Genomic DNA, 12587 nt, shown 5'->3' on the forward strand with positions numbered 1-12587 from the left:
AACGCGGACACGCTTGCCGGGAGGCCCCATTTCGCGAACCATTGTGACTGCCTAATCATGCGCCATCTGCCCTTTCGTTGGACAAACCCTACAGCATCTGGGTTAAGCCTGAGGGAATGGACAGAGTTAACGATCCTCTTTTCCTTCGCTCCAAATCACCAGTTTCCCTAGCGTGCAATGAGCGTCCGTAAGAGGTGCTGTCCACGTTCGTAGTTGAGGGTCAATGCGGCTCGAAACATCTTTAATATCATGCGGATAGCGGCCAAAGCGAAGATGAGTACAGGCGCCTTGCGCTATGATCTGCCAAATCCGAACCGATCCACTGGCATAGCCAACCGGCTTGAACTGAAACAACCCGAGGTCCGGCTCCAAGGGATTGATCATTTGTGCGACGACCTGATATCCGATCGACAGGTCAGCAATTCCCGCATTGTCGGCCTGCGCCAACCTGAACTTCTAAATAGTTTACAGTCCCGCCCCGGTCTGGGGGGCAATTTGAGAGGTAGGAAATGCCTGAGCTCATCTCAAGAGAAGATGCACGTCTGTGTGCCAGTATCGTCAAGGAGGTCGCCCGTGCGCAAGGTCTCGTTCGAGAGCCGTCCGCGATTGGGAGGCTAACGGTATCAGTGGCCAGGCTCTACAATGAAGGCCTGCGAGATCGCGACCAGCTTCTTGCTGCGGCATTGCTTCTACCAAAGTGATGACAAGTTAAATGAGGAAACCCATCGATGGTATTCTCAATCCTTGGCATGTGACGTAGGACTGCCGGGGCTTACAGTATCAGGCTGTTAACGCGGATCACATATTCTTTAGAGTGTCCGCTGCTCGCAGCAGCTACGGAAGCCGCGCTGGACGGTTATCCGTCAGTCCGAGAAAGACCTATGTTCAGTATTGTCTATCTTATAGTTGTGACTTTCGCTTTGATCGTAGCGGTGGCTTCGGGTGCCGTGATCAGTCTCCTGCTGACCCTTGCAGCCTCCGTGGTGGGAGCCATATTTGCTGCGTGTCTGCAATGGCCAGAGCCGATGATTTGGTTAGCGCAGCTGGCCGCCCCCGTCCTTCTGCTGATTGGGTTGACGGCGGCGCGGCTCTTCGACCGGCTAGGCAAAGAAGCCAACTTTCGCCACCGCCGACGGCCAGCGGAAGATTTTTGGCCAGACGCGTAATCAATTTGAGCAAGAGACGTAATAGCCTGCTCTTGAGCGGAATCGAACTGCTGGCCAAGCAGATAAAAAAGCCTATCAATCTCGAATTTGACGTTACAGCCCTCTATTTTTGCGCGTTCTACTCAGCAGTACCCGCTGGAGATCTGGATGATCGTGACTAAAAATCAATTTGCACTTTCATCGAGCGGCTTCTGTCACCTGCAACTTCGAATGCTGTTACGGCATCATTGAGAGGAAAGGTTCCGGTGAGCAATGGTTTGAGATCGACGCGACGTTTGCCGATGAGATCAACGGCCAAACCGAATTCTTCATGAAAGCGGAATGTGCCCTTCATTTCGATTTCTTTAGCGACAACCATATTTTGCGGGATAGACACGTCGCCTCCGAGACCCAGTTGCACAACGGTCGACCGCGGTCGCAAAACCTCTAGCCCCGAACGTACTGCACGCTCATTTCCGGATGCCTCGAACTGGACATCGAAATATCCTTTATTCGCTGAATAGGCAGAAAGATCTTGTGGGTTCTCCGCGACATTGATGACTCGATCTGCCCCGACCTCCAAAGCCTTCTTCAAGACTGCATCCATGACATCCGTCGCCACGATTTCCCGAGCGCCATGGGCACGTGCGGCGATGATGGCGAGCGCACCGATCGGACCGCATCCCGTTACTAGAACCCGCTTGTCAGCGAGACTGCCCACCCGATTGACCGCATGAAGTGTCACCGCGAATGGCTCGGCCATGGCGGCTTCATTGATAGATACGCCATCCGCCACCTTGTGGCATTGCCAGGCCGCAGCCACTAGCCTTTCACGGAACGCGCCCTGAATGTGCGGCATCGGCATGGCCGATCCATAAAAGCGCATGTTCAAGCAATGATTCTGCTGACCCTTCAGGCAATATTCGCAGGTATTGCAGGGGCGGCTGGGCGATACCGCGACCCGGTCACCGACGGCGAGGTTTGAAACGCCTGCTCCCAGTGCCCGGATTGTTCCAGCGACCTCATGTCCCAGGATCATTGGCTCACGAAGGCGAACGGTACCGAAACCGCCGTGATTGTAGTAATGCAGATCGGAGCCGCAGATGCCACCGGCTTCGACCGCAACCTCCACCTGTCCTGCAGCGAGGCTTTCGGCTTCCCGTTCTTCGATCCGCAGGTCTTTGGCTGAATGAATGACGACGGCTTTCATGGAGCTATCCTTACAGTACAGGTGTTGGCAGGACCACGCCCTCGAAATGGGCGGCGAGATTGTCTCGCACCAGCTTGCCCATGGCTTTGCGGGTCTCGATCGTACCGGAGGCGTGATGTGGCTGGACAAGCACGTTGTGAAGCTCAAGAAAACGTGGATTGAGCTTCGGCTCACCCTCGAACACATCAAGTGCCGCCGAGCCCACCGCGCCGGTTTCCAACGCTGTCAGCAATGCTTCCTCATCGATGTTGGGTGCACGCGAGATGTTGATCAGCATGCCCTCGGGTCCCAATGCCTCGATGACGTCTTTGGAAACGATATGTTTCGTGGCAGCCGACGCGGCGAGCGTGACAAATAGGAAATCCGCGTGACGCGCGAGCTCGATGGGATTGGCGATGAACGTCATACCATCTGCATATGGCTTGGCATCGACGTCGCTGTAGGCGATATCCATACCAAAACCTTTGAGGCGCTTTGCGACTTCAAAACCGATGCGACCGAGACCAAGCACGCCGGCTTTCCGGCCCCATACCCTACGCTTCAGGGGATAGAGACCCTTTTCTCGCCAGCTCCCATCCTTCACCCATGTTTCTGCGCCAATGATCCCGCGCGACTGGGCGAGCATCATGCCGATGCCGAGATCGGCAACGTCATTGGTCAGCACATCCGGGGTGTTCGTCACGCGAATGCCACGCTCGCGGCAAGCCTTAAGATCGACCGCGTCGTAGCCGACCCCATAAATTGAGACAATTTCGAGCTTCGGAAGCTTATTGATCAGCTCAGCGGATGCGCCGAGTTCACCACGGGTCGCGATTGCACGAATTTGAGGGCCATACGTTTCAAGAAATACATCCTTTTCCGCAGCCTCATAAAGCTTGCGAACGTCGTATTGCACTTCCAGTTCGACAAGGTCCCATTCCGGATACGGACCGACGAGCAGAATTTCCGGTTTCATCACCGTTTCCTCCATGACAATCTTATTAATTTTTCTGTTGCTGCCGCAAAGTCGATCCAGCGATGCGAGCAATTGCTTCTGAAACTATTCTTTCGACAGGCTGCTCGATCTCAACAGTGACGACATCCGGCTCTCCGACAGGAATTTCCAGCGTTGCCAACTGGCTTTCAAGCAAAGACAGCGGCATATAGTGGCCGTCCCTCGCCGCCATCCTTGAGACCAGCGTAGAACGCGAGCCATTCAAGAAAACGAATATCAGCGACCGCCCTGCTTTTGCCCGCAAGAGATCACGATAGGATCGCTTGAGAGACGAGCAGGATATTACCGTGTTTCCTTCTTGGCTCAGTTCGGCACCAAGCGCTTCAAGCCAAGGCCACCGATCTGCATCGACCAACGCGATGCCGTTGCGCATCTTTTCCACATTTTCGGTTGGATGACGGCTATCGCCTTCAATGAAACGATAGCCGAGAATGGAGGCCAACTGCTGGCCAACGGACGACTTGCCGCATCCCGAGACACCCATCACCACAATGGGTCCCCGAGCTCCATTCAGCTTAGAGGGAAACTGTAATGCCACCGTCGACATAGAGCGTATGACCGTTCACGAAAGAGGAAGCTTTACCGGACAGGAAGACAGCAGCGCCGACAAGTTCATCGACATTGCCCCATCGGGCAGCAGGCGTGCGCTTCTCAAGCCAGGATGAAAACTCTTCGCTATCAACGAGCGCCTGATTGAGCGGCGTTTTGAAATAACCAGGAGCGATCGCATTCACTTGAAGGCCGTGTTTTGCCCAGTCGGTGCACATGCCCCTCGTCAGGTTCTTCACCGCACCCTTGGTCGCTGTATAGGGTGCGATACCCGGACGGGCGAGTTCGCTTTGCACGGATGCAACATTGATGATCTTGCCGCGCCCTCGCTTAATCATATGCCTCGCAACTGCCTTGCCAACGTAAAAGACGCTCGAAATATTGGTTTTCAGTAGTTGCTCCCAGCGATCCGCTGGAAAATCTTCAAGTGCGGTACGAAACTGCATGCCGGCGTTGTTGATGAGAATGTCGATAGGGCCTGCATTTTGCTCGATGGATGCGACACCGCGGTTAACGGCTTCCTCATTGGTCACGTCGAAATCTGCGGTTTCGACAGAAACGCCTGTTTCCGTTTTCAGAGCTGCCGCTGCTTCGGCGAGTTTGACCGTGTCGCGACCATTCAGAACCACCGACGCGCCGTGGTCGATCATTCCTTTGGCGAGCGCCAGCCCGATCCCCTGCGAAGAACCCGTGATCAGGACACGTGAACCGGAAAGGTCAAAAAGTGGAAAAGTCATCGGAACCTCGTTCCCTCAACAACGGACTGCATGAGCAAAACGGCGTAAAGAGCGTTACGCCGTTCGGGTGGGAGAGCACGAAACGCCTCATGCATTTCGTGCAGTTCTTGAAGATCAGATATCGATAACGAGACCTTTTGCCTTCAAAACAGGCTCCAGATTGCTAACTTCGATAACCGATTTGCCCTGCTTGTAGGCTTCGATATAACCTGCTTCGGCGTCTTCACGGCTTTGAGAAAGTCTAGCCGACTCTTGCGCATCTTCCCGACGCACGACCACGAGCCCATCTGCGTCCCCGACGATGATGTCCCCGGGATTAATGATCTCACCACCAACGATGATGCTGTCGTTGACCGCCGCGATCGTTTCCTTGACCGTACCCTTGATGCAGACGCTGAGCGAAAACACAGGGAAACCGAGGTCTCTCAATTGTAGCGTGTCACGTACGCCTGTGTCTGTGACCAGACCGCCGATGCCCTTGGCGAGGCAAGCATTGGCCAGCACGTCACCGAAGGAGCCAGCTTCCTCGTACTCACCGGCGGAAACGACGATGATGTCACCGGGCTTGGCGTAGTTGATCGCCAGTTGCAGCATAATGTTGTCGCGCGGCGCGCACTTGACCGTGAATGCAGGGCCACACAGTTTCATCCGGTAATCAACCGGCTTAAGACGGGAGGAAAGTGCACCTTTACGGCCCTGTGCCTCGTGAATGGTGGCTGGCGAAAACTTCGAAAGCGCGTCGATGTCTGCCTTGCTCGGCCGTTCTGCGATATCTTTAATGTGGATCATAAAAACCTCCCATGGTAAGGACGGCGGCGGGAGCGTCCCGCCGCTTTTATTAAGTTTAAGTGCTGTGGTTCAGATTGTGGCCGTGGCTTTGCCCGGCAGCATCAGGGAATCGGGTCGAACTTCAGCTCGGACAGCGGAACGACCTTGTCGGTTCGGGACATCTTGTACTCGGTGTTCGGTCCGAGCCACTTGTCCCAAATCTTGTTGATCTCGCCGTCAGAATCCAGCTTGCGAAGGACTTCGTTGATCTTTGCCGTCAGCTTGGGATTATCCTTTGCCATGCCGATGCCGATTGGCTGATACAGCATCGGCTCCTCGATCATCCGCATTGGTTTACCCTTGGTCTTGGATTCGTTGACGAACTTCGTCGTCGTCATCGTGTTGGCGACCATGCCGCGCGCCTTGCCCTGTTGGACGGCGAGGTAAGCGGAAGCTGTATCCTGGAATGTCAACGGATCGGACTTGTTGAGCTTGATCGACATTTCAGATGTAGAGCCCTTGGTGGAGGCCACACGCTGGCCTTCATAATCGGCCTTCTTCTTGCCCGCATCATCCACAGGAACGATCAGCATTTCCTTAGCCAGATAATAGGGGTCGGAGAACTGGATCTGCTCGGCCCGGCTTTGTGTGTAAGCGAGGTTGGCAACGGTGATATCGACACGACCGAGCTTTACCTCTGGTACACGGGCTTCGACCGAAACCGGCTTGACTTCGGCCTTCACGCCCAGTTCCTTGGCGATGGCGTTGCACAGATCGACGTCGAAGCCAGCCATTTCGCGGGTTTTCGGATCGGGTGCGGCAAAGGGAACGACATCCGCGAAGGTCGCGCAACGCAGTACCTTGTTGTTCATGATGGTGTCCAGCTGATCGGCAGCCGCTGGCGAGGCAAGCACTGTAGAGGCAAGGATCGCCGTCAGTGTCAGGGATTTCCAGTTCATTTCTTGTTCTCCTCTTATGATTTTGCTTGGTATCAGTGGCGCAGATCGGACAGGAACCGCTGCGCGCGCGGATGGCGGGGGGTCTTGAAAAACTCTTCTGGCGTCGCTTTTTCAAGAATTTCACCGGCGTCGATGAACCAGATGCGATCGGCAACTTCACGGGCGAAGCCCATTTCATGTGTGACGCACAGCATGGTCATGCCTTCTGAGGCCAGCCCCTTCATGACGGCCAGAACTTCGCCAACCATTTCGGGGTCGAGCGCGCTCGTCGGCTCATCGAACAGCATGACGGGTGGCTCCATGGCAAGCGCGCGTGCAATCGCGACTCGCTGCTGCTGACCACCAGACAACTGACCCGGATAGGCGCCCGCCTTGTCAGACAGCCCCACCCGGTCGAGCAGCTTTGTTGCCTTTTCCTGCGCCGCCGCCGGTGAAACGCCTTTGACACGGATTGGCGAGATCGTGACGTTTTCTAAAACCGATAGATGCGGGAACAGATTGAAACTCTGAAAGACGAAACCGACGCGGCTGCGCAGAAGGTTGAGTTCCCTCGTCTTCGTCGCTGCGTGAATGTCCTGACCGTCAAGCGTGATGGACCCGCTGTTAATCTCCTCAAGCCGGTTGACAGTACGGATGAGCGTGGATTTGCCCGAGCCGGAGGGCCCGCAAATGACGACCACCTCTCCGCGCGCGACTTCCGCGTCCACATTCTTCAAAACCTGATAATCGCCATAGCTCTTGCAGACATTCGAAATACGGATTGTCTGTTCTGTCGAAGATACTGTCATGGCTGCTCCGTTAAGATTTTTGCCTGCGCCAAGGCTGCCTGCTGCGGGCGAGCGACCACGCCTGCGCGACGCTTGGCAATGCGGCGCTCGACTGTGTTGGCGAGATAGGTCAGGCTCCAGCAGATGGCGTAATAGACGATGGCCAGAATGAGGAAGACCTGGAAGGGCTGCGTCAGAAGCTGGTTGTTGACCTGGCTGGCCGCAAAGGTCAGGTCCGGCACATTGATAACATAGCCGAGCGTGGTGTCCTTGATCGTGGCGACGAAAGTCGAAATCATGCTGGGGATCATATTGTAGAGGGCCTGCGGCAGTATAATGAAGCGCATGGCACCCAGATAGCTGTGACCAAGTGCCCTTGCGGCATCCATCTGACCGGCACCGAGGGCAACGATACCGCCTCTGACGACTTCACTGAGAAACGCGCCCTGATAGACCACCAGCGTTGCCAGCATGATGGCGAAACTCGGTACATCCGCACCTGTCCAGAGGGGGATCAGGAAATAGGCCCACAAGATGAGCATGAGCAGCGGCACACCGCGCGTGACATAAACCAGCACGGTCGCTGGCAACCGCAAAAGCCGCCACTTGGACAAGCACGCCAGCGCCATGAGAATGCTGACCGGGAAAGCAAGCAAGATGGCAAGCGCCGAAAGAATGATAGTGTTCGCCAGACCGCCCAGCGGGCCGTTTGGATATTGGCCGATCAACAGCAGCAGCCAGTTGTCCTGAACGATGGTGATCATCTCGACAATCATGCGCGCGCCCTCCACACGGGATCAAGGCGCATAGACAGATAGGAACCGGCACCCATGATTAGCAGGGAGAAGAAGAGGTAGAGGACGGTGCCGACCAGATAAATCTCAAAGGTCTGGAAGCTGAGATTTTCGATTTCCTTGATCGCATGAGTCAATTCGGACGCGCCAATGACGAGCGCCAGACTGCTGTTCTTGAACAGGGACACACTGTGATTAATGAGTGGTGGAAGGGCATTGCGCACGCCTTGCGGCATGATGATGAAACGCATGGCCGAGATGTATCCGTGACCCAGGGCCTTGGCGGCTTCCATCTGACCCGAGCCAACCGAGCGGAGACCGGAGCGTAAATCTTCACTGAAATAGGCGGCTTGGCAAAGGCCCAGCCCCACAACGGCGAAAATGGCTTCGGCATTGTGGTCGGTCAGCCAATTGGTCAAGCCAGAGGGCAGCAGCGTAAAGATGCCGAAATACCAGAGCATCAATTGCACCAACGTCGGCACATTGCGATGGTAGGAGACGTATGCAGCGACAATGCGGTCTCCGAAGCGGAAGGGTGAAAACCGGATGCAGAGCAAGATGAGTGCCAGCGACATCGCCAGCGACCACGACCCGAGGAAGATGACGAATGTCATCTCGATGCCGTGGATAAGCATCCCAATGTATTCCTGATTGCTCAAGATCGCCCAGAGGTCAAAGCCCTTCACGGCTTTAGCTCCTGCAATGCACCAGCATCGCCTGCAGCCTGCGGTCTGGCCGTTTGCAGACCACCCATCACCTGAAGCGTCGGGGTGATTTCCATATATCCGATATTGACCGCAACCGGTGCGGCAATGGCAAAAGCGATGGCATCGGCAATATCTTCGGCCTTCGGCAACTCGAAGCCATCGATAAAGCGCTCGCGTATGCTTGGATCATTGCCGTGAACATGGTTGAAAATATCCGTCGCCACACGACCCGGGCAGATTTCCGTAACGCGAACACGCTTGCCAAATGCATCCAGCCGCAGCTGGTTCGACAGCATGGCAACGCCAGCCTTGACGGCATGGTACGTGGAGTTTCCGCCGAAATTGTAATTCCCGGCAATGGAGGAGATGTTGATGACGTGTCCGCGGTCGCGCTCCACCATGCCCGGCACGATAAGACGGCAGATGTGGAGGACGGCGCGCAGGTTTACGTCGACGAGGAGATCAATATCATCTGCATCGGCCTGCAGGAATTTCTTCGGGCGATCCACACCGGCATTGTTGACGAGAATATCGAACTGCACCTGGTTTGCCAGATCAGCGATGGCTGCCCGATCCGTGACATCGATGACGTGGGCGATACAGCCTGTGCGCTGAGCCAATTGGTTCAATGCCCCGGCACTGCGGGCGATCGCGTGGACTTCAATGTTTTCGCGGCGGAACCGCTCAACGATGGCGGCGCCGATACCGGACGATGCGCCGGTGACCAATGCGGTCTTGTAATCGGAGAATGGCATTGTGATCCCCTTATTGTTGCCATGGAGCTTAGCGAAGCTTTTCTCGCTTGCCTAAGACCGATTACTTTTGAGGTAATAAGGAAGTTTTATGGAGCTTCAAAAGCTGTGTTTCAGCGCTCTCATTCAGCCTTGAAATTACGTAAGCGCATGCGGCTAAACGACGATGCCGATTGCAAAATGATCGCGAACGGATAAGCTCCGCCCATCACAAAGCAGTTTTATTGGCATGGACATCAGGCGTTTTAAATCATTTACAGTCATCGTGGACAGTGGCAGCATTACTCGGGCCGCTGACATTTTGCATCTGGCACAGCCAGCGCTCAGCCAGCAGCTCGCCGCACTCGAAGAGCATTTCGGACAAAAGCTTCTGATACGCAGCCAACAGGGCGTGACGATGACGGATGCGGGCCATGCGGTTTACAGGCACGCGCAGATCATTCTTCGGCAAATGGACCAGGCACAGGCGGATGCATCGGCAGCCGGAAACTCTATCGCAGGACGTGTTTCCGTTGGTCTCGTGCCGTTCAGCAGTGCGGCGACGCTGTCGGTCGATCTTCTCGCCGAAACACGAAAGCGTCACCCCGGTATTCTAATCCATCTGACGGAAAGCGTCGGGCAGACCTATAGCCAGATGATCATGAACGGCCGCCTTGAATTGGCGCTGATCCACGGCATCGGTCCAATCAAGGGTGTGCGTTTCGAGCCTTTGCTCAGTGAAGAATTCTATCTGGTCGCACATCGAGATTTCGCCATCGAGGCTGATGTAAAACCGGTGCCGATCGCTGCCCTTGATGGTCTCCCGATGCTGATGCCACCAGCCTATAACTTCGTTCGCCGGGCAGTAGATACGGCGTTCACCCGAAGCCGCATCAATCTTAAAGTCGTCGCGGAAGTAGAAATCGTCAGAACGCTTGCCCGCGCAGTTGCGAATGGCCTTGGCGCGACCATTATGCCAAAGGCGATTGCTGACCGCATCGTCTCCGAGAGCAAGGAACCCTTGATCTGCCGGCTCCTCTCTCCCCGTATCGAAGAGACTTTATCACTCTGTACCTCTGACCAGAACTCGTTGTCGGAGCCTGCGTTTGCGGTCAAAGACATTCTGATCGAGCTGACTGAAAAGCTGAAGCTTTAAGGGTTAACGGCCCGACGGAGCGGGCCATGCACCAGATAGAAATCAACGCATATCGTGGCAGTACTGAGCGATACGTGCGCAGCCTTCGCCCAGCATCTCCATGCTTGTCGCGTAAGAAATGCGGAAATACGGGCTCATCCCATAAGCGGCACCCTGTACGGTTGCGACGTGGTGCTCCTCGACCAGTCCCATCACGAAATCCACGTCATTTTCGATCTTCCGACCACCTTTCGTGGTCTTCCCGATCAGGCCTGACATATTGGGATACAAATAGAAGGCGCCTTCCGGCTTATGGCACCGAATGCCATCGATTCCCTTCAGTTTATCAAGGACGAAATCACGCCGCTCGCGGTAAATGTCAGCTCGCTCCTTGAGCAAATCCTGGGGACCATCCAAAGCTGCAATCGCGGCGGCTTGAGAAACGGTAGCGATGCCGCCGCTGTTCTGGCCGTTGACGTTGCTGATGGCAGCAATCAGTTCCTTCGAGCCGCTGGCGCAGTAGCCCAGCCGCCAGCCGGTCATCGCATATGCTTTTGATACTCCATTCATGGTCAGTACGCGATCGTAAAGCCGGGGCTCGACATCGGCAATCGTACCGAACTCGAAACCGTCGTAAACGAGATGCTCGTAGATATCGTCAGTCAGGATCCAGACATGCGGATGACGTAACATGACTTCCGCAATCGCCGCCATCTCGACCCTAGAGCATGCTGCGCCTGTCGGATTATTCGGAAAATTCAGGAAAAGCCACTTTGTCCGCAGCGTGATCGCCGCTTCCAGATCTTCCGGGCGAAGCTTGAAACCCGTCTGCTCGAAACAGGGAACAGGGACGGGAACACCACCAGCAAATTTGACGATGTCGGCATAGCTGACCCATGATGGTGTGGGAATGACCACCTCATCACCCGGATTACAGGTCGCCAGCATTGCGTTGAAGATTACCTGCTTGCCGCCACCGGATACGATGATCTGGCTGGCGTCGTAGGTCAGATTGTTGTCTCGCTTGAATTTTTGCGCGATAGCGGCCTTGAGGTCTGACGTCCCGTCCATAGGCGGATACTTGGTTTGTCCGCTAAGAGCAACTTCGTGTGCGGCCTCGATGGCATGGCTTGGTGTTGGAAAATCAGGTTCGCCAGATGACAGGCTCACCACTTTAATCCCTTGGGCGGCGAGCTCTCTGGCGCGCTGCGTCATGGCGGCAGACGCGGAAATAGAGACATTCTTCAATCGATCGGCTGTTGAGGGCATCGACGTGATCCTTGAGTAAGACAGAAAAGCGGGGCGCATAAGGCCCGTTAAGATGCGAGTTCCGAGGCGTTCGTAAGTGTCGCCCCTGAATTGATGATTTCACTGCGCACAATACCGGCAAGCTCCAGCGAGCCAGGGGTATCGCTGTGAACCAGAATGGATCGGGCTGCCATGGGAATAATCGTACCGTCGATAGCCTCGACAGTGCCATCCGTCAGGAAGCGGCGGACACGCGCGCGCACCGAGACCTCGTCCGTGACCAGCGCACCCGGAAGGCCCCGCGCGACGAGGCTTCCCTTGGCGTCATAGGCCCGGTCGGCCAGAAACAGGGCCAGCGTCTTCAGCTTGGCCAGTTTTGCCGCCCGTTCGATTTCGCTTTCCGGCGTAACGAATACTACAAGCTCCGGGTCTACCATTGAGATGGCATTCATCATCATTTCAGCCAGAGCAGGGTCGCGATTGACCATGTTGCCCATCGCCGCATGAAAGCTGATATGCCCCACATTCACGCCTTCGCATCTGGCGATAGCGATCAATGCGCCGAGCTGGTAGAGCATCTGTTGGCGTAGCTCATCCGCCTGAAACGGCAATTCGCGACGACCAAAACCTGCACGATCCGGCAGACCAGGATGCGCGCCGATGCCGACGCCGTTCTGCTTCGCAAGCCGAACCATCCGCGCCATCGTATCAGGATCGCCTCCATGAAATCCGCAGGCGATATTGGCCGAAGAAATGAGCTTCATCATCGCTTCGTCATCGCATAGCCTGTAGGGGCCAAAACCTTCGCCCATGTCAGAGTTGAGATCGATCCTCATAAAGTCC

Annotated in this window: 14 protein-coding genes; 1 reads left to right on the top strand and 13 read right to left on the bottom strand. The window is 55.5% G+C overall.

All coding sequences use genetic code 11. From position 1 onward, the window contains the following. Positions 1–126: 126 nt before the first annotated feature. The 11 genes from JZX89_RS14980 to JZX89_RS15030 form a co-directional block, all read right to left on the bottom strand. Positions 127–447 (bottom strand): hypothetical protein, encoded by a 321-nt coding sequence (locus JZX89_RS14980; protein WP_207134526.1) that lies wholly within the window; start codon positions 445–447, stop codon positions 127–129. 876 nt (positions 448–1323) lie between these two features. Then, complete coding sequence (locus JZX89_RS14985) at positions 1324–2355, bottom strand: L-idonate 5-dehydrogenase (RefSeq protein ID WP_207134527.1); 1032 nt, start codon at positions 2353–2355, stop codon at positions 1324–1326. Positions 2356–2365: 10 nt separating this feature from the next. Further along, positions 2366–3325 carry a 2-hydroxyacid dehydrogenase gene (locus tag JZX89_RS14990; protein ID WP_210348484.1) on the bottom strand — a complete coding sequence of 320 codons (960 nt, stop codon included), beginning with the start codon at positions 3323–3325 and terminating at the stop codon, positions 2366–2368. Between the two features lie 10 nt (positions 3326–3335). Continuing rightward, positions 3336–3833 (bottom strand): gluconokinase, encoded by a 498-nt coding sequence (locus JZX89_RS14995; protein WP_207134600.1) that lies wholly within the window; start codon positions 3831–3833, stop codon positions 3336–3338. A 31-nt stretch (positions 3834–3864) separates the two neighbouring features. Next, entirely contained in the window at positions 3865–4635 is a 771-nt protein-coding gene (locus JZX89_RS15000; RefSeq protein WP_207134528.1) for an SDR family oxidoreductase, read from the bottom strand. 114 nt (positions 4636–4749) lie between these two features. After that, positions 4750–5424, bottom strand: a complete 675-nt coding sequence (locus JZX89_RS15005) for a 4-carboxy-4-hydroxy-2-oxoadipate aldolase/oxaloacetate decarboxylase (protein WP_207134529.1) — start codon at positions 5422–5424, stop codon at positions 4750–4752. A gap of 101 nt (positions 5425–5525) precedes the next feature. Further along, positions 5526–6362, bottom strand: coding sequence for an ABC transporter substrate-binding protein (locus JZX89_RS15010; protein WP_045232787.1), 837 nt, complete (start codon positions 6360–6362; stop codon positions 5526–5528). 32 nt (positions 6363–6394) lie between these two features. After that, positions 6395–7150: an amino acid ABC transporter ATP-binding protein gene (locus JZX89_RS15015; protein ID WP_045232788.1), complete on the bottom strand. Its 756-nt coding sequence runs from the start codon at positions 7148–7150 to the stop codon at positions 6395–6397. Next, positions 7147–7905 carry an amino acid ABC transporter permease gene (locus JZX89_RS15020; protein WP_207134530.1) on the bottom strand — a complete coding sequence of 253 codons (759 nt, stop codon included), beginning with the start codon at positions 7903–7905 and terminating at the stop codon, positions 7147–7149. The genes JZX89_RS15015 and JZX89_RS15020 overlap by 4 nt, the downstream gene beginning before the upstream one ends. Then, positions 7902–8609 carry an amino acid ABC transporter permease gene (locus JZX89_RS15025; RefSeq protein ID WP_045232789.1) on the bottom strand — a complete coding sequence of 236 codons (708 nt, stop codon included), beginning with the start codon at positions 8607–8609 and terminating at the stop codon, positions 7902–7904. The genes JZX89_RS15020 and JZX89_RS15025 overlap by 4 nt, the downstream gene beginning before the upstream one ends. Continuing rightward, the gene (locus JZX89_RS15030) at positions 8606–9385 is read right to left on the bottom strand and encodes an SDR family oxidoreductase (RefSeq protein ID WP_207134531.1); all 780 of its coding nucleotides are present in this window, start codon (positions 9383–9385) and stop codon (positions 8606–8608) included. The genes JZX89_RS15025 and JZX89_RS15030 overlap by 4 nt, the downstream gene beginning before the upstream one ends. A 226-nt stretch (positions 9386–9611) precedes the next feature. Here JZX89_RS15030 and nac point away from each other — a divergent pair, with 226 nt between their 5' ends. After that, positions 9612–10517 (top strand): nitrogen assimilation transcriptional regulator NAC, encoded by a 906-nt coding sequence (gene nac, locus JZX89_RS15035; RefSeq protein WP_207134532.1) that lies wholly within the window; start codon positions 9612–9614, stop codon positions 10515–10517. 42 nt (positions 10518–10559) lie between these two features. On the opposite strand, the gene JZX89_RS15040 is transcribed toward nac, so the two are convergent. Next, positions 10560–11765: a pyridoxal phosphate-dependent aminotransferase gene (locus tag JZX89_RS15040; protein ID WP_207134533.1), complete on the bottom strand. Its 1206-nt coding sequence runs from the start codon at positions 11763–11765 to the stop codon at positions 10560–10562. A 47-nt stretch (positions 11766–11812) separates the two neighbouring features. Then, a complete protein-coding gene (locus tag JZX89_RS15045) occupies positions 11813–12580 on the bottom strand; it encodes a 5-oxoprolinase subunit PxpA (protein ID WP_207134534.1) in 768 nt (255 codons plus the stop codon). Positions 12581–12587: the final 7 nt, after the last annotated feature.

This window comes from Agrobacterium burrii (genome assembly GCF_017313405.1).
In the GTDB taxonomy this organism is placed as follows: Bacteria; Pseudomonadota; Alphaproteobacteria; order Rhizobiales; family Rhizobiaceae; genus Agrobacterium; species Agrobacterium burrii.

What these genes read in the sequence shown, in the direction of transcription:
- JZX89_RS15040 (WP_207134533.1), bottom strand. Translation starts at nt 11,765, where the DNA reads ATGCCCTCAACAGCCGATCGATTGAAGAATGTCTCTATTTCCGCGTCT.
- JZX89_RS15000 (WP_207134528.1), bottom strand. Translation starts at nt 4,635, where the DNA reads ATGACTTTTCCACTTTTTGACCTTTCCGGTTCACGTGTCCTGATCACG.
- JZX89_RS15010 (WP_045232787.1), bottom strand. Translation starts at nt 6,362, where the DNA reads ATGAACTGGAAATCCCTGACACTGACGGCGATCCTTGCCTCTACAGTG.
- JZX89_RS15005 (WP_207134529.1), bottom strand. Translation starts at nt 5,424, where the DNA reads ATGATCCACATTAAAGATATCGCAGAACGGCCGAGCAAGGCAGACATC.
- JZX89_RS14985 (WP_207134527.1), bottom strand. Translation starts at nt 2,355, where the DNA reads ATGAAAGCCGTCGTCATTCATTCAGCCAAAGACCTGCGGATCGAAGAA.
- JZX89_RS15015 (WP_045232788.1), bottom strand. Translation starts at nt 7,150, where the DNA reads ATGACAGTATCTTCGACAGAACAGACAATCCGTATTTCGAATGTCTGC.
- nac (WP_207134532.1), top strand. Translation starts at nt 9,612, where the DNA reads ATGGACATCAGGCGTTTTAAATCATTTACAGTCATCGTGGACAGTGGC.
- JZX89_RS15030 (WP_207134531.1), bottom strand. Translation starts at nt 9,385, where the DNA reads ATGCCATTCTCCGATTACAAGACCGCATTGGTCACCGGCGCATCGTCC.
- JZX89_RS14990 (WP_210348484.1), bottom strand. Translation starts at nt 3,325, where the DNA reads ATGGAGGAAACGGTGATGAAACCGGAAATTCTGCTCGTCGGTCCGTAT.
- JZX89_RS15020 (WP_207134530.1), bottom strand. Translation starts at nt 7,905, where the DNA reads ATGATTGTCGAGATGATCACCATCGTTCAGGACAACTGGCTGCTGCTG.
- JZX89_RS14995 (WP_207134600.1), bottom strand. Translation starts at nt 3,833, where the DNA reads ATGGGTGTCTCGGGATGCGGCAAGTCGTCCGTTGGCCAGCAGTTGGCC.
- JZX89_RS15045 (WP_207134534.1), bottom strand. Translation starts at nt 12,580, where the DNA reads ATGAGGATCGATCTCAACTCTGACATGGGCGAAGGTTTTGGCCCCTAC.